Source organism: Proteus sp. fly-1013, from assembly GCF_040140245.1.
GTDB classification, from domain to species: domain Bacteria; phylum Pseudomonadota; class Gammaproteobacteria; order Enterobacterales; family Enterobacteriaceae; genus Proteus; species Proteus mirabilis_B.
Genome location: NZ_JBEEWD010000002.1, coordinates 59,698 through 81,980 on the forward strand (window position 1 = coordinate 59,698; position 22,283 = coordinate 81,980).

The window sequence follows — 22,283 nt, forward strand, 5'->3', positions numbered from 1 at the left end:
ATTATAGTCAGCAACAACATTATGGAGAAAACAAAAGATGAAAAAATTACTTCCTTTAACACTTGCAACTACCGCATTCTTCGCAACATCAGCATTAGCAACTGATTTAACATTAGATATATATAACCCAGGAGAAGCGAGTGTTTTCCCTGTTTCTTCTGAAATTATTTATGGCGATAAAGATGCCGTTTTAATTGATGCACAATTTCAAAAAAATGATGCTCAAGCATTGGTTGATAAAATAAAAGCCTCTGGAAAAAATCTGACTTATATCTATATCAGCCATTCTGATCCTGACTTTTATTTTGGGTTAGATGTCATTACTGATGCATTTCCAAATGCTAAAGTGATTGCAACAGCACCCACAATTAAAGCCATTAACGAAACTCAAGCAGGAAAACTTGCCTACTGGGGACCTGTACTTAAAGAAAATGCCCCTCAGAAAATCATCATTCCTGAAGTATTAAAAGGCGATAGTTTTTCTCTAGAAGGTGAAACCATTTCAGTCAAAGGCTTAGATGAGCAATCTCCAGATAGAACATACCTTTATGTTCCAAAACTTAATGCAGTAATGGGTGGTGTTTTAGTCTCTGAAAATATTCATGTTTGGTTAGCCGATACTCAAACTGTGGAAGAGCGCCAACATTGGGTTAGTTCGTTACAGCAAATAAAATCGCTATCCCCAAAAACCGTTATTCCTGGTCACTATTTACCAAAAGCAACGTATGATCTACAAGCCGTTGACTTCACAATGAATTACCTAACTGAGGCTGAGAAAAATCTTGAAAAAACGAAAAATTCAGATGAATTTATTGCAGCAATGGAAAAAAATCATCAGAATTTAGCAGATAAATCAAGCCTAGAACTTAGTGCAAAAGTACTAAAAGGAGAGATGCAGTGGCCTCAGTAGCAAGCAATACAGGTAATACCCAAGGTACTAAAATATTGCACTATGTTTATGATCCTCTTTGTGGTTGGTGCTACGGCATTGCTCCCCTGATTGAAGCGGTAAGCAATACGTTTCCAAATTCCATTAAGTTACATGGTGGTGGATTGTTTACACCAGCTAGAGCTGTAACGGGTGGTCAATCATGGAAAGAGCATGTTACGCCAATTGATGAGCGTATTAGTCAATTATCAGGTCAAGTTTTTAGTCATGCATATCATGACGCTCTTGGTAACACTGAAATGGTATTAAACTCACTGCTACCTATTTCAGCCGTTCTTGTTGCTGAAATAATGGGAAAGCGAGATGTTTATTTACTAAAAGCATTGCAAGAAGCCTATTACCTTGATGGCTTAAATATCAGTGATAAAGACACTCTGCTATTTATTGTGAAAAAACTTGGTTTTGATGTTGAGCAGTTTGCATCTTTACTGTCTGAAATTAGCGAAACACAAATTCAGCAACATTTAAGCCAGACACAACAATTAATGTCCCAAGTTAATGGTCGCGGTTTTCCGACTTTATTTATTGAAGATAACCAAGGTTACCACCTGATACCAGTTGAAAAATATTTAGGTGATACAAAACGTTGGCAGCAATTTATACAAGAAAACCTATAATCTTCTTTTCAGTGTGCTGATTAATTTCCGCACACTGTTTTCTTTATTTCGGTTCTTATTATTTTCTTTTTTATACACATCTAGAAACTTTAAATCTCTTTAAAATCAAACAATTGAAGTCAATTAGTTGAAATAACTGTAAGGCAAAAAATTGAAACCTAATACCATCAATGTTGAAAATGAAAGGCAAGAGCCAAATGCCACTTTTTTGATATGGTCTTTTGTTGCTATTAATACCGCACAATACACACTTAACCCTAAAAAAGAGCCCAGCAAAAGAATATACGGTAATTTTTCAAATCCACACCATGCCCCAATAGCACCAAATAATTTCACATCACCAAAACCTAAAACACATTTTTGGCAAATAAAATATCCCCATAAATAGATGCTATAAAAAAGTCCAACACCTCCTAAAAAACCATAAAAAGCATGATTGAAAGATATTAATCCATATACTGTGTAATTACACAATAACCCTAAAAATATTAGCCAATAAGTCAACGTATTAGGCAGAAGAAAATAATCAGCATCAAAGAAAGAGAGCATCAATAAATAAAAGCTTAATACTGAAAGTATTATCAATAAAGAAAATGAGTTAATTGAAAAAAACCAGTATAAACAAACGATAATGTAACTCAGTGTAAGTTGTTTCCGTCGAGTTTTAGGTAACAAAAATAATAATGGAAAAGGTAGGCAAAACTTAATAAAAACAAAAAAATCAGTCAAAAAAGAAAACAAAGGTGTTTTTATAAAACAAGAACGGCTTAATGGCATAAATATCTACTCCTTAGATACATCGTTATCCTTGTTAAGCAACTGTATAAGAGGCTCCATTTAATGCCGAGATTTTTCTTTAGAATGACAATGAAAACATGAAATTTTGCGACAAAACACGCAATAAGATCCACGCTATAATAACGACAAAAGCAAAGTGATAACTTGCATGCCATAATGTCATGCGTATGATGCATATCACATATTTTATTTATCACGGTTAACCATCTTTTACGTAAGGGTTTCACGTTATGCGTATTCCTCGCATTTATCATCCAGAACCACTCACAGCGGGTACTCAAACAGCATTAGATGAAGAAGCATCTAATCATGTTGGGCGTGTATTAAGAATGTCTACGGGGCAAAAACTAGCACTGTTTGATGGTTCAAATCAGGTATTTGATGCTGAAATCATAGAAAGCACAAAAAAGTCAGTCACTGTGCAAATCAATGAAGGCATTGTTGATGATAAAGAATCCCCTCTCGACCTCCATTTAGGACAAGTGCTTTCACGAGGCGAGAAAATGGAGTTTACTATTCAAAAATCAGTTGAGTTAGGTGTTAATACGATCACTCCACTGATCTCAGAACGCTGTGGTGTTAAACTTGACCCTAGCCGTTTAGAGAAAAAACATCAGCAATGGCAAAAAATTATTATCTCGGCATGTGAACAATGTGGCAGAAATAGCATCCCACAATTAATGCCAGTGATGTCATTAGACGAATGGTGTGCTCAAGATGATGGTAGTTTAAAACTCAATTTACATCCTAGGGCTAACCAAAGTATTAATACCTTACCCTTACCTGTTAAAAAAGTGCGCTTATTGATTGGCCCTGAAGGTGGACTTTCCCCTGAAGAAATCGCCATGACAGCAGAGCACCATTTTACTGATATTTTATTAGGTCCTCGTGTATTAAGAACTGAAACAACAGCGCTCACCGCAATCACCGCTTTGCAGGTTCGGTTCGGCGATCTGGGATAAAGGAGAAGTAATGATTAAATTAGGTATTGTGATGGACCCAATTTCATCCATCAAAATCAAAAAAGACACCAGCTTTGCCATGTTATTAGAAGCGCAACGTCGTGGCTGGGAAATTCATTATATGGAGATGAACGACCTTTACCTACACCAAGGTGAAGCACGCGCTCACACTCGTTTACTCAGCGTAGAAGAAAACCCAGAAAAATGGTTTGAGTTTGGCAAAGAGCAAGATATTGCTTTAGGTGAACTTGATACCATCTTAATGCGTAAAGATCCGCCTTTTGATACCGAATTTATTTACGCAACCTATATTTTAGAACGCGCTGAAGATATGGGAACACTGATAGTTAATAAGCCACAAAGCTTACGTGACTGTAATGAAAAACTCTTTACTGCATGGTTCCCAACATTAACACCAGACACCTTAGTGACTCGTGAAGCTAAGCATTTACGTGCTTTTCATGAAAAACACGGTGATGTCATTTTCAAACCATTAGATGGCATGGGTGGAGCATCAATCTTCCGCTTGAAAAAAGACGATCCTAACGTAGGTGTTATTATTGAAACACTCACAGATCACGGTCATCGTTTCTGTATGGCACAAAATTTCCTACCTGAAATTGTCGATGGTGATAAGCGCATTCTAGTTGTCGATGGTGAACCTGTTCCTTATTGCTTAGCGCGAATTCCTGCAAAAGGTGAAACTCGAGGCAACTTAGCCGCTGGTGGTCGTGGTGAAGCTCGCCCATTAACAGAAAGTGATTGGGCTATTGCGCATCAAGTTGCACCTATCCTTAAACAAAAAGGTCTTATTTTTGTTGGATTAGATGTTATTGGCGATCGCTTGACTGAAATTAACGTCACAAGTCCAACATGTGCGCGTGAAATTGAAGCGGCTTATCCTGATGTTTCTATTACAGGCATGTTAATGGATGCAATTGAAGTACGCTTAAACAAGAAAAACTAACTTTTAGACACTGAGATTAAAGGGTTTAAAAGTATGAACCTAGCCCCCACATATTAATCAATAAGCGGTATACATTAAGAAATACAATGTATAAAAGGGCTAGGTTTTTTAATAAAAATGATCAGGGAACAGTACTACTATTATGAATTTACTTAACCATTTTCTTATTGCTATGCCTTCATTAAGCGATCCGTTATTTGAACGCTCGGTCGTCTATGTTTGCGAACATAATGAAAACGGTGCGATGGGTTTAATTATTAATAAACCTATTGAAGATATCTCTGTGGAAGGTGTATTAGATCAACTGGAAATTTTTTCGACTGATAGAGATGAAGCAATTAGCTTACAAAAACCCGTGATGTCAGGAGGCCCTGTTGCAGAAGAGCATGGTTTTATCTTGCACACTCCAGTTTCAGGCTTTAGTTCTAGTATCAAAATTAGTGACAGCACGATGATCACAACTTCCAAAGATGTATTAGAAACCTTAGGTACAGCAAGACAACCAGAAAAAACATTAGTCTCTTTGGGTTATTCTAGTTGGGAACAAGGTCAATTAGAGAAAGAAATTTTAGAAAATAGCTGGCTAACCGTTGAAGCTTCACCTCAAATTATTTTTGATACCCCTATTGCTGAACGTTGGCATAAAGCCGCTGAATTAATTGGGATTAATATCCACACCATTTCACCGATAGCGGGTCACGCATAATGTCAAACAGAACGGTAATGGGCTTTGATTTCGGCACAAAAAGCATTGGCGCCGCTATCGGTCAAGAAGTTACAGGAACAGCAAGACCTTTAGCCTCATTTAAAGCAAAAGATGGTATTCCTGATTGGACTCAAATCGAAAAAATCATAAAAGAGTGGCAACCTGATCTCGTGGTTGTCGGCTTACCTCTTAATATGGATGGCACCGAACAGTTAGTCACAACTCAAGCTAAAAAATTTGCTAATCGCCTTCATGGTCGATTTGGTGTACAAATTGCCTTGCATGATGAACGCCTTAGCACCGTAGAAGCTCGCGCTCATCTTTTTGAGCGTGGCGGTTACCGCTCCTTAGATAAAGGCAGTGTAGATGCCGCATCTGCCGTTATTATTCTTGAAAGCTGGTTTGAACAGCAACTCTAAAAAATAGCTTCCAACGGATCATAGTCGCCTATTTTTACTTATAAGTTATCACTCAGCTTGAATTAAACCTTCATGTTGGCGTTGCTGCCGACTTAACATGAAGGTTTGCATACCGTATTCACTACCTGTTTGCATTAATGTTGTCACTTGGTGGTATTTTCCTTCTCTAATAAGATGTGAAATACCCTGCGTGACCTGCATTATTTCAAATAACGCCACACGTCCGCCTTCAATTGAAGAAACTAACTCTTGTGAAATTATCGCCCTTAAACTGCTCGCTAATTGTGATGAAATCCATTGTCGCTCATTACCTGTAAATACATTTGTCACGCGCTCAAGTGTTTGTGCCGCCCCTTGAGTATGCAATGTAGCCAGCACCAAATGCCCTGTTTCTGCTGCCGTTAATGCCAACTTAATACTTTGTGCATCTCTTAACTCGCCTAACATAATGACATCTGGATCTTGGCGCAGAGCGCTCTTTATCGCATTTGCAGTATGTTGAACATCTCGCCCTATTTCCCTTTGCTGCACAATGCTTTGCTTATTGCTGTGTATAAACTCAATAGGATCTTCTAATGTCAAAATATGCTGACGTTGATATTGGTTTAAATGATTGATCATTGCCGCTAATGTCGATGATTTCCCACTTCCTGTTGCACCAGTCACCAAAATAAGTCCATGAGAATAGTTGTCTAAAAGTGTTGAAACCGACTTGGGTACTCGAAGTTTATCTAAAGAAGGAATTTGTGTTTCAATTATTCTTAATACAGCTGAAATGCCTTTTTGTTGGCGAAATAAATTAACACGAAGTCGCTGCCCACAAGACAGCGTGAGTGCTGTATCAACTTGCCCTTCATTCTCAAAAATTTGCTTTTGAGTGTTGCTCAAAAAAGGCAAAAACCACGCTAATAGACTATCGGAAGTGATAGGTTTACATTGATTTTGTTGATAAAGTATTCCATTGATCCGCAATCGTGGTACATCACCACAACAAAGGTGCAGATCCGAGGCGTTATGCTTTACACTATATGCAATTAAATTTTCCATTTTCATCTTATTATCTCCTGAGTTGCCATGAATACTATTAAACAGAATCTCGTCAATGTCAGGTCTCACATTGACACAGCAGCGCAGAAATGCGGCCGTTCTTCAGAAGAAATAACACTACTTGCAGTGAGTAAAACAAAACCTGCGAGTGACATCGAAAAAGCAATAGCGTGTGGACAAACTGAATTTGGTGAAAACTATGTCCAAGAAGGTGTTGATAAAATCAATTATTTTGCTGATAACCACACCTTAGTTTGGCACTTTATCGGCCCTTTACAGTCAAATAAAACACGTCTTGTTGCTGAGAATTTCGATTGGTGCCATACCATTGATAGATTGAAAATCGCTCAAAGATTAAGTGACCAACGTCCTGACTCATTGCCACCAATAAATGTCCTTATTCAAATCAATATTAGTGATGAGAACAGTAAATCAGGTATTAATCTGACTGAACTTGATGGGCTAGCGGCACAAATTTCTATTCTATCAGGCATTAAATTGCGCGGATTGATGGCTATTCCAGCACCTGAAAGCAATTATGACAAACAAGTTGAAGTACTAGAAAAAATGCATCTTGCATTTAAACAATTGCAATCTCAATATCCCGATATAGATACCTTATCTATGGGAATGACAAGTGATATGGAGGCTGCTATTGCTTGTGGTTCAACACTCGTTCGTATTGGAACAGCAATTTTTGGCGCAAGAGATTACGCGACTAAGTAAAAATAGAGGTTTATATGGAACATCGTAACATCGCATTTATTGGCGCTGGAAATATGGCTCAAGCCATTATTGCAGGATTGGTTCAAGGTGGATATCCAGCAAATAAAATAACCGTCAGCTCACCTTCTGCCATTCGCCGTGAACCACTAGAAAAAGAGTTCGGTATTCATAGTACTAATAACAATATTGATGCGGTTCAGAAAGCGGATGTTATTGTGTTGGCAGTAAAGCCACAAATGATGGAAGAAGTTTGTAAGCCCTTACAAAATATCGATATGAGCAAAAAGTTAGTCCTCACTATCGCTGCTGGCATCCCCGCTACTCGTTATAACGACTATTTTGCAACTCAATTACAGCTTGTTCGTATTATGCCAAATACTCCGGCTCTTGTAGGTAAAGGCTTAAGTGGTATGTTCGCTCACAATTCACTTTCATCTCAAGATAAACAGTTTGCCGATGAATTAATGAAAAGTGTCGGAACAACCGTTTGGGTAGAGCAAGAATCTGCCATCAATGATATTATCGCCGTTGCTGGTAGTGCACCCGCTTATTTCTTCTTGTTTATGGAATCAATGCAACAAGAAGCAGAACGTTTAGGTTTTTCACCTGAAGTGGCAAGAGCTATTGTGCAACAAGCAGCAAGTGGTTCTACCGCCTTAGCAGAGAAACAACACATGTTACCTTTCTCAACTTTACGCGAGCAAGTAACATCAAAAGGTGGGACGACCGCAGCTGCACTTATGCAGTTTTATGAAGGTAAACTACCTGAAAGCGTCGCTTCTGCCATGCAAGCTGCGATTAAACGTGCGCAAGAAATGGAAAAACAATTTTAATTTCATCAGGGCCAACTAATGAATTTTTTAAATTTCGTCATTCTGACTCTTCTTCAACTCTACACATCCGTACTGCTATTACGTGTTTGGATGCAATGTGTCAGAGCTGATTTTTATAATCCTTTTTCACAATTTATCGTCAAGATCACACAGCCAATTGTTCGCCCATTGAGAAGTATTATTCCTTCTATTGGTCCTATTGATACAGCTTCAGTTTTATTAGCCTATATATTAATTCTGCTAGGTATTATTATTCCATCTTACTTATCAGGAACATCAATTCCTTTCTCTTTAATGTTCCCATTTGCCTTTATTGAACTGCTCACAGCAGCAGGTAAGATGATTTTCTGGTTGATCATTATCCGCGCAATTCTTAGCTGGGTAAGCCAAGGTCGTAATCCAATTGATCGCCTTTTATTTCAATTAACAGAACCTTTAATGGCTCCAATTCGTCGTGTCATTCCAGCGATGGGCGGTTTAGATTTCTCTGCAATGATTGTTATTCTTGTGCTTTACGCCCTGAATTATCTGCGTGTAGACGTTTTACAATGGCTACTTAGCGTAACGCTTTACTAAGGATAACACTCATGCAAAAAGTAGTTCTCGCAACAGGAAATCCGGGAAAGGTCAAAGAGCTAGCCTCTTTGCTTTCTGATTTTGGTTTAGATATTGTTGCTCAAACAGAGCTTGGTGTTGATTCTGTTGAAGAAACAGGCCTAACTTTTGTTGAAAATGCGCTGATTAAAGCACGTCATGCAGCAAAAGTAACCGGTTTACCGGCCATTGCCGATGACTCAGGTATTTCAGTAAATGCTTTAGGCGGTGCTCCGGGAATTTACTCAGCACGCTATGCGGGTGTTGATGCAAGCGATCAACAAAATCTGGATAAATTGCTTGATGCAATGAAAGATATACCTGCTGAAAAACGCCAAGCACAATTTAACTGTGTATTAGTTTATATGCGCCATGAAAACGATCCAACTCCGCTGATTTTTCACGGTATTTGGCACGGTGTATTAAGCACAGAAATGCATGGTGAAGGTGGATTTGGCTACGATCCTATTTTCTTTGTTCCGGAATTAAATTGTACTGCAGCACAATTGACTAAAGAGCAAAAAAATCAGCATTCGCATCGTGGTAAAGCACTTAAATTAATGTTGGATGCCCTTAAGAATGCTTAAGTTGCCTCCACTAAGTTTGTATATTCATATTCCTTGGTGTGTACAAAAATGCCCTTATTGTGATTTCAACTCACACACACTAAAAGGCGAAGTTCCACATCAGGAATATGTGCAACATTTACTCAATGACTTAGATGCCGATCTTATTCACGTTGGTTCACGTGAAGTCCAAACTATATTTATTGGTGGTGGTACACCTAGCTTATTAAGTGCTGAGTCAATGGCTGATTTACTCTATGGCGTCAAAGAGCGCATTGCGGTCAGCCCTAATGCAGAAATTACCATGGAAGCTAACCCAGGAACCGTAGAAGCTGAACGCTTTGCTGGATTCCAACGTGCGGGTGTAAATCGTATTTCTATTGGTGTGCAAAGTTTTGGTGACGATAAGCTTATTCGCTTAGGGCGCATTCATGATGCTGATGAAGCTAAAAATGCAGCTCGTTTAGCCAAAGAGTTAGGCTTACATAGCTTTAATTTAGATTTAATGCATGGATTACCAGACCAATCATTATCTCAAGCGCTTTCGGATTTACAGCAAGCAATAGAGTTATCTCCACCGCATTTGTCTTGGTATCAATTAACCATTGAACCCAATACACAATTTGGCTCTCGTCCACCGAAATTACCTGATGACGATATGCTGTGGGATATTTTCTCAGAAGGCGATAAATTACTGACAGCCGCAGGTTATCAGCAATATGAAACATCGGCATATTGCAAACCAGGCTTTCAATGTGAGCACAACTTAAATTATTGGCGTTTCGGGGATTATTTAGGTATCGGTTGTGGTGCTCATGGAAAAATAAGCTTTGAAGATGGTCGCATCATGCGAACAGTAAAAACCAAGCACCCTAAAGGTTTTATGGAAGGTCGTTATCTCCACCAGCAAAATTTTGTTGATAATGATGACCGTCCATTTGAATTTTTTATGAACCGTTTTCGTCTATTAGAAGCATTTCCAAGACAAGATTTCAGCGATTACACTGGGCTTTCTGAAGACGTTATTCGCCATCAAATAGATGAAGCTTTGGCCTTAGGTTATATCAGTGAATCAGACACTCACTGGCAAATTACACCTCATGGCAAACTCTTCCTCAATTCATTGCTTGAGTTATTCCTTTAATATTGCTGATTTCAAATAACTAGCTTAAAAAAATGCCCATACTGATTAATCACAGTTGGGCATTTTTCTTTATTACAAACCTTAAAACATCATAAAAATCTTAAGGTTAAATCAATTAAAGTGCGTTTTCTACCGCTTCAATTTGTTTAGTTAAACTGTCTAAACCACCGCCAGAAAGATACCAAAGATCAGCTTGTAGATAAATAATACCGCTATTTTTATAAGCCGAGGTTGTTTTGATTACCTCATTTTCAAATGTTGCTTTGTCTAATTTATCAGCGCCAATAGCTTCGCTACGATCCACAATTAAAATAACATCAGGATTAGCTTTTGCGATCATTTCAGGTGTTACAACACGACGTTTGCCTTTCTCTTCTTCAGCAACAGGCGGTAATTCGGCTCTTTTGGCTTTAATAACATCATAAACAACACTTTGATTATTAGGCATTAAATTGCCAGCGTTATGTAATAGTACTAAAACTTTTTTGTCAGATCCTGCTGCTTTTTTCTGGGCTTGCTCAATAACAGTATTTAATTTAGCAATTTGCTCTTGAGTCACTTGTTGTTTATCAAATAATTCACCTAATAATTTGATATTTGACTCAACTGAATTGAGATAGTTTGCGCTGTTAGTACCTAAATTAACGGTTGGTGCAATTTTCGCTAAAGCCTCATATGATGCACCTTGGCGACCCGTAATAATAATTAAATCAGGTTTAATTTCGGCTAATTTTTCTAAGTCAGGCGCTTTCATACCACCTACATTAGCAACGTTGCTTGCAATACTTCCTTTAATATAGGCAGGCGCATTACCTAACGGTAGCCCAACTACTTTATCGGCTAAACCTAACTGAATTAAAGAATCATAAAGACCAAAATCAAATAGAACCACTTTTGAAGGGTTCTTAGTGACCGACGTTTCACCTAATAGATGTTTAATCACCATCTTGTCATTGTGCTGGCTAATAACTTGGTTAGGTTGGTATTCGATTGGCGTTTTGCTTAACGCAGAGAAACTGGTTACAGAAAGGATAGATGCGATAACTAAAGGAAGGATCTTCTTCATTAATTTTGCCCTGTTTAAGTGGAATACTCAAACAGGGCATTCTAAACAGCTCATCTCATAAGTCAATTGAATAAGAATGATTTTCATTATTGTTTTCAATTGTTGTGAGATAGAAATTTATATACTCTAAATAATTCAAGATCTCGCTTGAAGAATGACGAGTATCATTATTTTTTTAGAGAATTAACAAGCTCCACTCGTTGACTCTCCATTTGGGTTATTTTGCTACAAGCTTGCTGACCAAATTGAGTAAATGCAGCTTCTTGCTGTTTCCACTCCTGATCTATAATTTTTTGAAAACCATCTAAGTTTCCTAATAGTCCGCCCAAGGCTTTTTTACTGTCACCACCAGCTGCTGCTAATAACTGTTTTTTTCTCAATTCATTAATGCTGTCTTGCAACATACCACCTAGGCTACTTTCTACGATTTCACGACCTTTGGCTTCGACTTCTTTTATGGCTTGAGAATGGAATGTAATGTTATTCGGTTCTATGCTGACCACTCTATCCATTTGCTGATTAAGATCTTTCTCTAATCTACTTAATCTATTAAGGATATTGCTATCTTTACCAAAAGCTTCAATCACCACTTTATCAAGCACTTTGCGAGAATCTTGCAGTTTTACCCCTGTTTCAGTTCTTAACCAAGGTACGTCTCGTCTTACTGTGGCTTGATATTTCTTTGCTAGTTCTTGTTGCTGTGGTGTCAATGAGGCACTTTTTTCATTTTGAAACAATGTACCATCAGGATAAATCACCATTAAACCATGTGAACCTGCGACTTCAACAAATTCAGAGGTTATGCGTAAATCATCTTTTGGCATTACAGCGCAATCAAAACTTGGTGATGCATTTGCTGTACCCGCAACAAAAAATAGTGTGACAGCAATATTTCTTAAATTCATAACAACTCTCCTGAAAACACACCTAAAAAATTGAACGCCCTACTTTGTTTGCTAATAATTCAAGTGCTGCACAACCTGCTAATGAGTTACCTGATTTATCCAGCTCTGGTGACCAAACTGCAACTGTAAAGGCATCTGGAACAACAGCAATAATGCCACCACCTACGCCTGATTTTCCGGGAATACCGATACGAAACGCAAATTCACCGGCACCATCATACATGCCACAAGTTAACATTAACGCATTTATTTGGCGGGTTTGTCTTGGCGTAATAATCTGATTTTTATTACCCACACATGTGCCTTGATTAGCCAAATAGCTAAAACATTGCACTAACTCAGTGCAACTCATCTCTATTGAACAATAGTGAAAATAAGTTTCCAGTACCGTAATAACATCGTTCTCAAAATTACCAAAAGATTTCATCAAATAAGCGATAGAGGCATTTCGACTAAGATGCTCCATCTCTGATTTTGCAACCACTGAGTTATAACAAATATCAGGAGTATCAGTGAGAAAACGGATCACTTCTAACATTCTTTGCTTAGGCGCACTTAATCGAGACTGCAACATATCAGTGATAACAATGGCTCCCGCATTAATAAAGGGATTGCGCGGTATTCCTTTTTCCATTTCTAGCTGTATTAAGGAATTAAAAGGCAGCCCTGATGGCTCTTTTCCTACACGTTGCCAAATTTCATTTTCTTCATAACGTGTTAAAGCAAGCGTTAAGCTAAGTACTTTAGAAATTGATTGGATTGAAAAACGCTTATCTGCCATGCCTGATTGATAGAGTTCACCATCAACCGTATAAACAGCCATAGCAAGCTGCTCTGGAGGTACTTGAGCTAATGCGGGGATATAATCCGCGACTTTTCCTTGCCCGATTAATGGGCGAATTTGTTGCAAAATATCTGACAGTAATGCATTAGATAACGTTGTAGTCACAGTCCCTTCCCCAGACAGACAAGGGCATCCTTTTGGATGCCCTTGTTATTATTTGCTAAATGTATAACTTTCTATCAATCCCACCAAACATCAAATAGTTCAGAGGTCTGTACATCTTGCATTTTGCTTTCTTTTAGGAAGTTTTCGACTAATTGGCGATGCTCTTCTGTACATTTACCAATTTGTTGTAAGCAGATTAAGCCTTCCCAGCTCAGGTAACCACTTGCATCAAATGCCAGCCCATTTGGCTCAATAACTTTGAGGATCAGTTCATCAACAAAGCGATCTACTTCCTCAATTGGGGTATTTTCTGGGAAAGTCCATTTAACTGAGAAACCTAATTCCTGAAATTCATCGATACGCATTTTTTTGCGTAAGCGGCGACTACGTTGTTTAGCCATTATTTTACCCTCTTAAACATAAGATCCCAGACACCATGCCCTAAACGATGACCGCGTTTTTCAAACTTAGTCACAGGGCGTGTTTCTGGTCGTGGTACATAATCCTGAGTTTCTGACAAATTCTGATAACCTTCAACACTTGTCATTACTTCAAGCATATGTTCTGCATATGGTTCCCAATCTGTCGCCATATGAAAAACACCATCTAACGTTAATTTTTTTAAAATTAATTCTGCAAAAGGCACTTGAACAATACGGCGTTTATTATGACGCGCTTTGTGCCATGGATCAGGAAAGAATAACTGAACCATTTTTAAGCTATTATCAGGGATCATATGATTGAGTACTTCAATCGCATCGTGACACATGACTCTCAGATTGCTTAATTGTTCTTCTTCAGCACTTGCAAGACAAGCACCAACACCCGGTGCATGTACTTCAATACCGAAATAATTATTTTCTGGTGTATTTTTTGCCATAGTCACGAGCGATGCGCCCATGCCGAAGCCAATTTCTAAAATTACAGGCGCTTCGCGTCCAAAAACCTGACTGAAGTCGATGGGTTCCGGTTGATATTCAATGCCAAAGGCAGGCCACTGTGTTTCTAATGCTTGCTCTTGACGAGGTGTTAAACGACCTTGTCTACGAACAAAACTACGAACGCGTCGTAAAGCACGCCCCTCTTCATTGAATTCCGGAGAAATTACATTCTTGATCATGTCTAATACTGTCAGTCGTTAGGCCAATTATTTACTTAAAATCGTTATAATGTCGCAATAGTGCAACTTAACCGACATTATCCAAAGATCACTAAGTTTAGCAAGAGTCACACATAGAAGCATCACTCTATAAGATAAATATTAAGAGTGTTTACAGTTTATTCTCTCTGTGGTGCAATCTTACCTTAATCAGAACATGAGTTAATAAAATAAAACATGATGGAAGCTCTGCAATTTTCGCAAGTCGTACTCAATTGGTATCACAAATATGGGCGCAAAACGCTCCCTTGGCAGCAAGAAAAAACGCCTTATCACGTATGGTTATCTGAGGTAATGTTGCAACAAACTCAAGTTGCGACGGTTATTCCTTATTTTGAGCGTTTTATTGCACGTTTTCCTGATGTCAACGCATTAGCTAAAGCGCCTCTCGATGAAGTACTTCATCTTTGGACAGGCCTTGGTTATTACGCAAGAGCCAGAAACTTACATAAAGCAGCACAACACATTGTAGATAAACATCAAGGGCAGTTTCCTGATACCTTTGAGGACGTTTGTGCCTTACCTGGTATTGGGCGTTCAACTGCTGGTGCTATTTTATCGTTATCACTGAAAAAACCTTATCCAATTCTCGATGGTAATGTGAAGCGTGTTTTAGCACGCTGTTATGCAGTCGAAGGCTGGCCGGGTAAAAAAGAAGTTGAAAATAAGTTGTGGGAGATCAGCGAAAATGTCACCCCAATCGAAGGTGTAGAGTATTTTAATCAGGCGATGATGGATTTAGGTGCAATGGTTTGCACAAGAAGTAAGCCTAAATGTGAGTTATGCCCATTAAATACTGGCTGTATTGCTTATGCTCAAAACAATTGGGCAGATTATCCTGGGAAAAAACCGAAAAAAGTTATCCCAGAAAAAACAACTTATTTTCTTATTTTACAATATGATAATCTTGTTTGGTTGGATAAAAGACCACCAGCAGGAATATGGGGTGGGTTATTTGCCTTTCCTCAATTTGAAACAAAAGCGCTTTTAGAGCAGTGGTTAACTGAGCATGGGCTCGATAATAATGAATCAGAGCAACTGATTTCATTTAGACATACTTTTAGCCATTTTCATTTAGATATTGTGCCAATTTGCGTAAAACTCTCAGCGTTTACCTCTATGATGGAGGAGCAAAAAGGACTTTGGTATAACTTACAGACACCTGCAACCGTAGGGTTAGCAGCACCTGTAGAGAATTTACTTAGACAATTAGCCTAAGCTAATACCTGCGATATTGAGGATTTATTATGAGCAGAACTATTTTTTGTACTTTCCTTAACAAAGAAGCTGATGGACTTGATTTTCAGTTGTACCCAGGAGAAATTGGAAAGCGCATTTTCAATGAGATCTCAAAAGAAGCATGGGCTCAATGGATGGCAAAACAGACCATGCTTATCAATGAGAAAAAACTTAACACCATGAATCCTGACGATCGCAAACTATTAGAACAAGAAATGGTGCGATTTTTATTCGAAGGTCATGATATTCATATTGACGGCTACACACCACCTGAAAAATAATATTCACTTTTCCAGAGCCTTTAAGGCTCTGGTATTTTATTCACCATAGCGATGCAATTGACCATGAAAAAAATCCTTCTCTTGCTGATTATCGCCCCTCTACTCATTTCATGTAGTAGTCAACCATCAAAAACATTTGAACCCGATTACGCAAAGGATACCAATGCGTTCGATATTCTTATGGGGCAATTTGCCAATAATATCGAAATGATTTGGGGTATGAAGGAAGTATTAATCGCAGGCCCTAAAGACTACGTAAAATATACCAATGCTTATAAAACACGTAGCCATATTAATTTTGAAGCCGGTACGATCACCATAGAAACTTTAGGTGATGATGCACCTCAATTTCAATTGCATAAGGCGATAGTCACAACGTTATTGATGGGCGAAGATCCAGGCTCAATTGATCTCTACTCTGACGTTAATAATATTCCTCACAGTACAGAACCTTTTTTATTAGGACAAGTACTTGATAACACAGGGCAATCTATACGTTGGGAGTGGCGTGCCAATAAATTTGCAGATTATCTGATTGCCAATAAATTAAAAAAACGCCAATCCGGTATGAACACTATTTGGTATGTCACCCTTAATCTTGTTCCTAATCACCTTGATCAACGTGCTCATAAATATTTACCGTTAGTACAACAAGCTGCGGCTAAATATGGTGTTGAACCATCATTGATCTTGGCAATTATGCAAATTGAATCAAGTTTCAACCCATATGCGGTGAGCAGTTCTGATGCACTCGGTTTAATGCAAATTATGCCAGCAACGGCAGGACGAGATGTATTCCGAATGCAAGGCAAATCAGGACAACCAAGTCGTAGTTACTTATTTGATCCCGCTAATAATATCGATGCAGGTGCAGCTTATATTTCGATACTGCAAAACAGCTACCTTGGAGATATCAAAGATCCTGTTTCACGCCGTTACGCCGTTATACAGGCTTACAACGGTGGTGCAGGTAGCGTGTTGCGGATATTCCACAACGATAAGAAACAAGCCGCGGCTATGATTAACAATTTAGAGCCAACGCAGGTGTATACCACATTACGTAATAAGCATCCTGCCGACCAATCTCGTCGTTATCTTGAGAAAGTCAGTACAGCTCAACGTAACTATCGATAGTTGATACTTAGTCTAAAAATAAAGCTTCCTCAATGAATTTGGGGAAGCTTTTTTGTTATTAAGGCTCTATAAATGGCTTTATCGTCATGGATTTTTTAAGTATCACAAAACACTTTCAGCTTTATTTTTACTCATTTTCTGCGACAAATAGCGTTTTATTAATCAATAAGTTTAAAAAAACAGCAATCAAACAGTTTTGTGATAAATAACGTTGACGAGCAAGGCGATATCGGGTTTAATACGCCCCGTTGCCCGAATAGCTCAGTCGGTAGAGCAGGGGATTGAAAATCCCCGTGTCCTTGGTTCGATTCCGAGTTCGGGCACCACTATTTAGAGAAACCAGCCTTAGGGCTGGTTTTTTGCTTTCTGCGCTTTATAAATTTTTTAGATCCCCTTTTCTTAAAGTCTACCTTGATCCTTAACTTGTTCACTCAAAATATTATTTTTTCTTTATGCTTCTGATAATGACTTCATGTGAATTGCTACAGTATTTAGATAGCAATCTATTCTCTTTTTAATATAATGAATTCTTAAATTAATCTAATGTAATTAACTTTAGAATAAATTTAGCTTTAGGTGAACATGAAGTTTAATTATACAAAAAGGAAAATAATTAATGTCTAATAATATTTATTTAAGAATAAATGGAAATGTTCAAGGAAATATTTCAGCTGGATGCTCTTCTTACGATTCACTTGGCAATAAATACCAAAGCTCTCACTTAAATGAAATATTAGTTATAGCGTCCACATTTGATATATCAAGAAGACAAAATTTAAGTCATGCTCCTCTTTCTATAACCAAACATGTTGATAAATCAACACCATTACTAATTACGGCAATTACAAATAACGAAATTTTAAAGTGTGAAATTGATTACTATAGAACTTCTCATACCGGCGCCCAAGAGAAATATATGACGGTTGTTTTAACAAATGCTTCTATTGTCAATTACTCACAAATACATGCAAGTACCTTAACTCAAAGTGATTCATTACCTAGCGAAATTATCACTATACAATATGAAAGTATTACCTGTAACCATATAATGGCAGGAACGTCTGGATATAGTATTTCTGAACTAAGTTAATCAGTAAAAATTTAATGGTGAATTTAATATCTTGATTCACCATGAATTAAATCTATTTTTCATAAAACATCAATATGATAAATTATTTTTTTTTGCCAAATGTCAGTGAGATACAAAGGTAAAGTGCAAAAAAGAGACAGCTATAGCGAATAATATCTTTATTACCAGACCTTATAAATAATTCACCAATAAAAAATTTATCACCAAATTTGAATATAATAAGACAACAACTTCCACATAAACCAACAACTGCAAGATAAATAAGATCTAAAAATCTATTTTTTTTACAAAGAATATAGAGTTGAGTTTTATATAAAATGAAAAATAAAAAGAATGAAGATAGATAAAATAGAAAAAGCTCCAACCAGCCAAAAGGAAAAGGTGATAATACATCAAAATCATTCACTTTTATTTCCCTCTTCATATAAATCGTATGTAGAATAAATAGCCATACCGTCAAAGAAAATTTCTGACATAAGAGGCACTCTATCCATTGTTTTCCATGATGTTATAAAATCACTCTTTATATAGTGAAATAGTTTCCATGAATCTTCTTTAAGAACTGGTTTCAATAATGATGCACCAGATAAACTTAAATCAACCACATTATAAAACATATCCGCTTCATTATCGCCATAACCTAAAGCTTTAGATGCTGCTCTATATCCGTTTCTTACAGGTCCACTATATTCTTCTCTAAATAATAAATAATATCCATTTTCAATCATACTATTTACACCTTGAGATACCATTCCAACCCCTAAACTACTACATAATGTTCCGACAGATCCCACACAAGAACCTCCCCCTCCATATATTTGCATTGCTCCGCTGACAAAACCTACTTGTTTGAGTATTAATTTATTATTTTCCTCATTTTCTTCTTTTTTACGTATTGTTTCAAAAAGTGCATATTGCATTATACTTCGATTTCTTAGTAAATTATCCTGTAACTCCAATCTTTCAATTTCATCGGAGATATTATCTAATCCTGCTGATAAACTTAAGCAATAACTACTTACCTCTAACTCTGTTCTAGCAATCAGTTGTTCTATATCATTTAAGAACATCATTCTTGCAAAAGAATCACCAATATATTGATAGGCAAATTTCATTGCTATTTTTCTTAAATAACTGGATTCTCTTCTTAATGTATCTCTATACACATCACTATAACTATAGTCTAGCTCATACTCAGTCATTTCTTTCACATCCTTATTGAAAATAAAAACTTAAGTGATATCTCATCCGAATTATCGGCTACTATAGTGTAATGTTTAACAACCCTTATCAATAGTGAATGTTTAGTTTTCTACTTATTATAGAGATAAAAGTTCATTCAACTAAAAAGATAAAATAAATAGACTATAAGCCTAGATATATAAGATAAGTAATTATTCACCTTAACAGTTGGAAAGTTAAATTTATATAAACACCTCTATATATTTACACGTTATTTATGATACTTACAGGTAAACCCAACATTTCCCTGATAATGTTATAAATATTATTTAATATAAAAACTGATATCTTTATTAATACAAAAAAAGTCAGGAATATTTTTAATCATCTTTATTATTAATATATAAATCACAATTTAAGTAATTTTTAAAACAATAAATTTACTACCAATAATAATTCTTATTTTCATTTTTAAATTAAAAATATAATTTTAAATATTCTTAATATAAAAAAGCGATCGCTTTTATAACATTTATCACACAAATTAAGTTCATTTAAGAAATACTCTAGATATATATCTCCTTTTAATTAATACCTACCTCACAGAATATGAAATTCACCTGAATTGTCATTGACGAAATATAGCTACAGCAGTAAATATAATAAGCAATGATCATAAAAACAGTGACCATCTTTAAAGATGGCTTTTTTAATCCTTAAATTGTCTCATTTTTTAGACAAAGAGATATTACAGAAACCACGGGAGAATTCTCTTATGACTCAACAAGATACAGCACCTCATTATTCAATTGATGATATGAAAGCGTTAATTGAAACAATGCAAATTTATAAAAAAGATAACAGTGGCAAAGGGATCACTCGTATTGCCTATGGCGAAGAAGATGAAGCCGCGCATCTGTATCTTGCTGGTTTAATGAAAGAAGCTGGGCTTGAAGTTTATCGTGATGGTATTGGTACACTTTACGCACGTTTACCAGGTAAAGATCGCTCACTACCCGCAGTAGGTACTGGTTCTCACCTTGATACTGTACCTCAAGGTGGCGCTTATGACGGAGCTTTGGGTGTTATCGCTGGTTTTTATGCCTTAATGCAATATAAACCACAACAACTTAAACGAGACCTTGAGCTGGTTGTTTTCCGTGCAGAAGAATCTAGCCGTTTTGGTTTTTCATGTATTGGCAGTAAGGTTTTAACAGGCAAAATAGATAGAGCTCGCTGGGAACAAAATAGAGATGATGATGGCAATAACTTCTTTGAAGTTCTGAAGTCTTTAGGCTACCAACATGATAATTTTGATAATTGCTTAATCAAAAAAGATCGTTTTAGCGCCTTTGTTGAGCTGCATATTGAGCAAGGTAAACGTCTTGAGAATGACAAGAAAACTATCGGTATTGTCAACGGAATAGCTGCGCCAACTCGTTTCTCGGTTACGGTTAATGGCCATGCAGATCACTCTGGTGCGACACCAATGTATCAGCGCCAAGATGCTCTAGTTGCAAGTGCAGGCATTATTACAGACATCAACCGCGCGGCATGTACTGAAGCTGTTTATGGCACTGTTGGTACAGTGGGTAAGCTCAATGTTGTACCAAACTCCATGAATGTTATTCCAGGACAAGTAAAATTCTCAGTGGATATTCGTGGTATTGATACTGAAAGTATTCAACGTGTTGTACAGCGTTTAAATAATAGTGTTGAAAAAGCAGAAAAAGATTTTGGTGTCGCTATTGATGTTCAACCGATTTCTGCTGAATCGCCAGTGAAACTAGATGATTCAATTTGCCAAGTTATTGAAAGCTTGTGTCAAAAACACGATATCAACTATATGACAATGCTAAGTGGTGCTGGCCATGACTCAATGAATATGGCTCCGCTTTATCCAACAGCAATGATTTTTACACCATCTGTCGCGGGTATTAGTCATCATCCTGATGAATTTACCGAATTTAGCGATATTGCTGTTGCAGCGGATTTATTAGCTGAGACATTAGGTACACTAGCAAATCAATAATGGCTAACTATTTGTTTTAAAAGATTAATAGCATCATCACCTTTAGTGGCTTTTAACCATAACTTATCAAAGAGGGATTGGTACTGAAATATTGCCTCAGTTGAAGAAGTCACTGTCGCGATGCCCGTACTGACATTAGGAAACTCACCTAAACGGAACGGGCTAACGGCTAAAGAAAGAGGTACTTTATCTTGATAAAATAATTGGAAAGTTAGAGACGGCATAGTATCTGAAATAATTGCAATATTAAGATAACTATTTTTTTGTTCTAACTTTTCAATTAAATGAAGAATTTCATTTTTTGCTCGCTCTTTTCTTTCTTGTTGCAGTGTTTTAGTTAAATTAACCGAACCTAGCATGCCAACATAAAGAAATTTTTCAATTTGCTGTTGGCTAATAAGGTTATAAATATGGGGTGAATGTAAGGACTGATGTTTCTTACGCTCTTTTAAAATAGATAAAACTTCTTGTTGTTTTTCAGACAAAAGATTTAAGGGCGATGCCTCTGTTAGCATTTCAACCAATGTTTTGTCATAACAATCTGAAGTTAATAAGTAAGAGAACGGTTCGAAGTGGGTATAAATATGTGAAGATTGAGTTTCAAGTTGGCGCATTCGTTCAAAAAAGCCATTTGCACTTGAATAATATTCAGTATTAATGCCTAACAAACTGGTTAACGAGGTATTTAATAATCTAGCAAGATTATCTAGTGTCTCAATTTTAACGATTTCGCCTTTTTCTAATCGATATACAGCAGCACGAGAAATGCCCAAGCTTTCGGCTACATCTTCAGCTTTTAATGAAGAGGCTATACGGTAAGCACGCAAGCGATAGCCAATGGATTGGTAATCTATTTTTTCTCTAGGTATGTAAGGCATATTTATAATTGGCTCCCAAATGCACAAAGTACCAGGGTAA

Annotated in this window: 26 protein-coding genes and 1 tRNA gene; 17 read left to right on the plus strand and 10 right to left on the minus strand. The window is 37.0% G+C overall.

The window, feature by feature from the left end; genetic code table 11:
- Positions 1–37: 37 nt before the first annotated feature.
- Both ABN236_RS04195 and ABN236_RS04200 read left to right on the plus strand, forming a co-directional pair.
- On the plus strand, positions 38–910 hold the full coding sequence (locus ABN236_RS04195) for an MBL fold metallo-hydrolase (protein WP_349473439.1): 873 nt from the start codon (positions 38–40) through the stop codon (positions 908–910).
- Positions 898–1,566, plus strand: coding sequence for a DsbA family protein (locus ABN236_RS04200; protein WP_088493512.1), 669 nt, complete (start codon positions 898–900; stop codon positions 1,564–1,566). The genes ABN236_RS04195 and ABN236_RS04200 overlap by 13 nt, the downstream gene beginning before the upstream one ends.
- 123 nt (positions 1,567–1,689) lie before the next feature.
- On the opposite strand, the gene ABN236_RS04205 is transcribed toward ABN236_RS04200, so the two are convergent.
- Positions 1,690–2,343 (minus strand): prepilin peptidase, encoded by a 654-nt coding sequence (locus tag ABN236_RS04205; RefSeq protein ID WP_349473440.1) that lies wholly within the window; start codon positions 2,341–2,343, stop codon positions 1,690–1,692.
- A gap of 251 nt (positions 2,344–2,594) precedes the next feature.
- On the opposite strand from ABN236_RS04205, the gene rsmE reads away from it, so the two are divergent.
- From rsmE to ruvX, 4 genes are all read left to right on the plus strand, one after another.
- Positions 2,595–3,326, plus strand: coding sequence for a 16S rRNA (uracil(1498)-N(3))-methyltransferase (gene rsmE, locus ABN236_RS04210; protein ID WP_311755401.1), 732 nt, complete (start codon positions 2,595–2,597; stop codon positions 3,324–3,326).
- Positions 3,327–3,336: 10 nt separating this feature from the next.
- The gene (gene gshB, locus ABN236_RS04215) at positions 3,337–4,293 is read left to right on the plus strand and encodes a glutathione synthase (protein ID WP_349473441.1); all 957 of its coding nucleotides are present in this window, start codon (positions 3,337–3,339) and stop codon (positions 4,291–4,293) included.
- 142 nt (positions 4,294–4,435) lie between these two features.
- Complete coding sequence (locus tag ABN236_RS04220) at positions 4,436–4,999, plus strand: YqgE/AlgH family protein (RefSeq protein ID WP_023581015.1); 564 nt, start codon at positions 4,436–4,438, stop codon at positions 4,997–4,999.
- Positions 4,999–5,418 carry a Holliday junction resolvase RuvX gene (ruvX, locus tag ABN236_RS04225; protein WP_088493515.1) on the plus strand — a complete coding sequence of 140 codons (420 nt, stop codon included), beginning with the start codon at positions 4,999–5,001 and terminating at the stop codon, positions 5,416–5,418. The genes ABN236_RS04220 and ruvX overlap by 1 nt, the downstream gene beginning before the upstream one ends.
- A gap of 48 nt (positions 5,419–5,466) precedes the next feature.
- On the opposite strand, the gene ABN236_RS04230 is transcribed toward ruvX, so the two are convergent.
- Positions 5,467–6,471 (minus strand): type IV pilus twitching motility protein PilT, encoded by a 1,005-nt coding sequence (locus ABN236_RS04230; RefSeq protein WP_088493516.1) that lies wholly within the window; start codon positions 6,469–6,471, stop codon positions 5,467–5,469.
- Between the two features lie 21 nt (positions 6,472–6,492).
- Between ABN236_RS04230 and ABN236_RS04235 the strand changes: the two genes are divergently transcribed.
- Genes ABN236_RS04235 through hemW form a run of 5 tightly spaced genes read left to right on the plus strand, consistent with a single transcriptional unit; the run spans position 6,493 to position 10,328 of the window.
- The gene (locus ABN236_RS04235) at positions 6,493–7,191 is read left to right on the plus strand and encodes a YggS family pyridoxal phosphate-dependent enzyme (protein WP_088493517.1); all 699 of its coding nucleotides are present in this window, start codon (positions 6,493–6,495) and stop codon (positions 7,189–7,191) included.
- Between the two features lie 14 nt (positions 7,192–7,205).
- Positions 7,206–8,024 carry a pyrroline-5-carboxylate reductase gene (proC, locus tag ABN236_RS04240; protein ID WP_349473442.1) on the plus strand — a complete coding sequence of 273 codons (819 nt, stop codon included), beginning with the start codon at positions 7,206–7,208 and terminating at the stop codon, positions 8,022–8,024.
- An 18-nt stretch (positions 8,025–8,042) separates the two neighbouring features.
- On the plus strand, positions 8,043–8,600 hold the full coding sequence (locus ABN236_RS04245; protein WP_088493519.1) for a YggT family protein: 558 nt from the start codon (positions 8,043–8,045) through the stop codon (positions 8,598–8,600).
- 11 nt (positions 8,601–8,611) lie between these two features.
- The gene (locus ABN236_RS04250; RefSeq protein ID WP_088493520.1) at positions 8,612–9,205 is read left to right on the plus strand and encodes an XTP/dITP diphosphatase; all 594 of its coding nucleotides are present in this window, start codon (positions 8,612–8,614) and stop codon (positions 9,203–9,205) included.
- A complete protein-coding gene (hemW, locus tag ABN236_RS04255) occupies positions 9,198–10,328 on the plus strand; it encodes a radical SAM family heme chaperone HemW (protein WP_349473443.1) in 1,131 nt (376 codons plus the stop codon). Before ABN236_RS04250 ends, hemW begins: the two co-directional genes overlap by 8 nt.
- 115 nt (positions 10,329–10,443) lie before the next feature.
- On the opposite strand, the gene ABN236_RS04260 is transcribed toward hemW, so the two are convergent.
- The 5 genes from ABN236_RS04260 to trmB all read right to left on the minus strand — a co-directional run bounded on the left by ABN236_RS04260 (position 10,444) and on the right by trmB (position 14,368).
- Entirely contained in the window at positions 10,444–11,394 is a 951-nt protein-coding gene (locus ABN236_RS04260; protein ID WP_349473444.1) for a siderophore ABC transporter substrate-binding protein, read from the minus strand.
- Positions 11,395–11,561: 167 nt separating this feature from the next.
- Complete coding sequence (locus ABN236_RS04265) at positions 11,562–12,299, minus strand: DUF2884 family protein (RefSeq protein ID WP_349473445.1); 738 nt, start codon at positions 12,297–12,299, stop codon at positions 11,562–11,564.
- 22 nt (positions 12,300–12,321) lie between these two features.
- Complete coding sequence (glsB, locus tag ABN236_RS04270) at positions 12,322–13,248, minus strand: glutaminase B (RefSeq protein WP_270754158.1); 927 nt, start codon at positions 13,246–13,248, stop codon at positions 12,322–12,324.
- Positions 13,249–13,322: 74 nt separating this feature from the next.
- Entirely contained in the window at positions 13,323–13,649 is a 327-nt protein-coding gene (locus ABN236_RS04275) for a YggL family protein (protein WP_023581025.1), read from the minus strand.
- Entirely contained in the window at positions 13,649–14,368 is a 720-nt protein-coding gene (gene trmB / locus ABN236_RS04280) for a tRNA (guanosine(46)-N7)-methyltransferase TrmB (protein WP_088493525.1), read from the minus strand. The genes ABN236_RS04275 and trmB overlap by 1 nt, the downstream gene beginning before the upstream one ends.
- Before the next feature lie 216 nt (positions 14,369–14,584).
- Between trmB and mutY the strand changes: the two genes are divergently transcribed.
- From mutY to ABN236_RS04305, 5 genes are all read left to right on the plus strand, one after another.
- Positions 14,585–15,625 carry an A/G-specific adenine glycosylase gene (gene mutY / locus ABN236_RS04285; protein WP_349473446.1) on the plus strand — a complete coding sequence of 347 codons (1,041 nt, stop codon included), beginning with the start codon at positions 14,585–14,587 and terminating at the stop codon, positions 15,623–15,625.
- A 29-nt stretch (positions 15,626–15,654) separates the two neighbouring features.
- Entirely contained in the window at positions 15,655–15,927 is a 273-nt protein-coding gene (locus tag ABN236_RS04290) for an oxidative damage protection protein (RefSeq protein WP_088493527.1), read from the plus strand.
- 63 nt (positions 15,928–15,990) lie between these two features.
- Complete coding sequence (gene mltC / locus ABN236_RS04295; RefSeq protein WP_349473447.1) at positions 15,991–17,061, plus strand: membrane-bound lytic murein transglycosylase MltC; 1,071 nt, start codon at positions 15,991–15,993, stop codon at positions 17,059–17,061.
- Positions 17,062–17,311: 250 nt separating this feature from the next.
- A tRNA-Phe gene (locus tag ABN236_RS04300) sits at positions 17,312–17,387 on the plus strand.
- 290 nt (positions 17,388–17,677) lie between these two features.
- Positions 17,678–18,151, plus strand: coding sequence for an Hcp family type VI secretion system effector (locus ABN236_RS04305; protein WP_193016301.1), 474 nt, complete (start codon positions 17,678–17,680; stop codon positions 18,149–18,151).
- Between the two features lie 82 nt (positions 18,152–18,233).
- On the opposite strand, the gene ABN236_RS04310 is transcribed toward ABN236_RS04305, so the two are convergent.
- On the minus strand, positions 18,234–18,557 hold the full coding sequence (locus ABN236_RS04310) for a hypothetical protein (protein ID WP_088493530.1): 324 nt from the start codon (positions 18,555–18,557) through the stop codon (positions 18,234–18,236).
- Positions 18,550–19,353, minus strand: a complete 804-nt coding sequence (locus ABN236_RS04315) for a DUF4225 domain-containing protein (RefSeq protein WP_349473448.1) — start codon at positions 19,351–19,353, stop codon at positions 18,550–18,552. Before ABN236_RS04315 ends, ABN236_RS04310 begins: the two co-directional genes overlap by 8 nt.
- 755 nt (positions 19,354–20,108) lie before the next feature.
- On the opposite strand from ABN236_RS04315, the gene ABN236_RS04320 reads away from it, so the two are divergent.
- Positions 20,109–21,365 carry a Zn-dependent hydrolase gene (locus ABN236_RS04320; protein ID WP_349473449.1) on the plus strand — a complete coding sequence of 419 codons (1,257 nt, stop codon included), beginning with the start codon at positions 20,109–20,111 and terminating at the stop codon, positions 21,363–21,365.
- On the opposite strand, the gene ABN236_RS04325 is transcribed toward ABN236_RS04320, so the two are convergent.
- Positions 21,359–22,243 carry a helix-turn-helix domain-containing protein gene (locus ABN236_RS04325; RefSeq protein ID WP_088493533.1) on the minus strand — a complete coding sequence of 295 codons (885 nt, stop codon included), beginning with the start codon at positions 22,241–22,243 and terminating at the stop codon, positions 21,359–21,361. The two genes, ABN236_RS04320 and ABN236_RS04325, sit on opposite strands and share 7 nt — an antisense overlap.
- Between the last annotated feature and the right edge of the window lie 40 nt (positions 22,244–22,283).

Bases quoted from the DNA above. Each gene is read 5' to 3' on its own strand.
- ABN236_RS04260 (WP_349473444.1), bottom strand. From the start codon at position 11,394: ATGAAGAAGATCCTTCCTTTAGTTATCGCATCTATCCTTTCTGTAACC.
- ABN236_RS04265 (WP_349473445.1), bottom strand. From the start codon at position 12,299: ATGAATTTAAGAAATATTGCTGTCACACTATTTTTTGTTGCGGGTACA.
- ABN236_RS04325 (WP_088493533.1), bottom strand. From the start codon at position 22,243: ATGCCTTACATACCTAGAGAAAAAATAGATTACCAATCCATTGGCTAT.
- hemW (WP_349473443.1), top strand. From the start codon at position 9,198: ATGCTTAAGTTGCCTCCACTAAGTTTGTATATTCATATTCCTTGGTGT.
- ABN236_RS04245 (WP_088493519.1), top strand. From the start codon at position 8,043: ATGAATTTTTTAAATTTCGTCATTCTGACTCTTCTTCAACTCTACACA.
- ABN236_RS04235 (WP_088493517.1), top strand. From the start codon at position 6,493: ATGAATACTATTAAACAGAATCTCGTCAATGTCAGGTCTCACATTGAC.
- ruvX (WP_088493515.1), top strand. From the start codon at position 4,999: ATGTCAAACAGAACGGTAATGGGCTTTGATTTCGGCACAAAAAGCATT.
- mutY (WP_349473446.1), top strand. From the start codon at position 14,585: ATGATGGAAGCTCTGCAATTTTCGCAAGTCGTACTCAATTGGTATCAC.
- trmB (WP_088493525.1), bottom strand. From the start codon at position 14,368: ATGATCAAGAATGTAATTTCTCCGGAATTCAATGAAGAGGGGCGTGCT.
- ABN236_RS04250 (WP_088493520.1), top strand. From the start codon at position 8,612: ATGCAAAAAGTAGTTCTCGCAACAGGAAATCCGGGAAAGGTCAAAGAG.
- ABN236_RS04275 (WP_023581025.1), bottom strand. From the start codon at position 13,649: ATGGCTAAACAACGTAGTCGCCGCTTACGCAAAAAAATGCGTATCGAT.
- ABN236_RS04220 (WP_023581015.1), top strand. From the start codon at position 4,436: ATGAATTTACTTAACCATTTTCTTATTGCTATGCCTTCATTAAGCGAT.
- ABN236_RS04290 (WP_088493527.1), top strand. From the start codon at position 15,655: ATGAGCAGAACTATTTTTTGTACTTTCCTTAACAAAGAAGCTGATGGA.
- rsmE (WP_311755401.1), top strand. From the start codon at position 2,595: ATGCGTATTCCTCGCATTTATCATCCAGAACCACTCACAGCGGGTACT.
- ABN236_RS04305 (WP_193016301.1), top strand. From the start codon at position 17,678: ATGTCTAATAATATTTATTTAAGAATAAATGGAAATGTTCAAGGAAAT.
- gshB (WP_349473441.1), top strand. From the start codon at position 3,337: ATGATTAAATTAGGTATTGTGATGGACCCAATTTCATCCATCAAAATC.
- mltC (WP_349473447.1), top strand. From the start codon at position 15,991: ATGAAAAAAATCCTTCTCTTGCTGATTATCGCCCCTCTACTCATTTCA.
- ABN236_RS04230 (WP_088493516.1), bottom strand. From the start codon at position 6,471: ATGAAAATGGAAAATTTAATTGCATATAGTGTAAAGCATAACGCCTCG.
- proC (WP_349473442.1), top strand. From the start codon at position 7,206: ATGGAACATCGTAACATCGCATTTATTGGCGCTGGAAATATGGCTCAA.
- ABN236_RS04320 (WP_349473449.1), top strand. From the start codon at position 20,109: ATGACTCAACAAGATACAGCACCTCATTATTCAATTGATGATATGAAA.
- ABN236_RS04315 (WP_349473448.1), bottom strand. From the start codon at position 19,353: ATGACTGAGTATGAGCTAGACTATAGTTATAGTGATGTGTATAGAGAT.
- ABN236_RS04195 (WP_349473439.1), top strand. From the start codon at position 38: ATGAAAAAATTACTTCCTTTAACACTTGCAACTACCGCATTCTTCGCA.
- ABN236_RS04205 (WP_349473440.1), bottom strand. From the start codon at position 2,343: ATGCCATTAAGCCGTTCTTGTTTTATAAAAACACCTTTGTTTTCTTTT.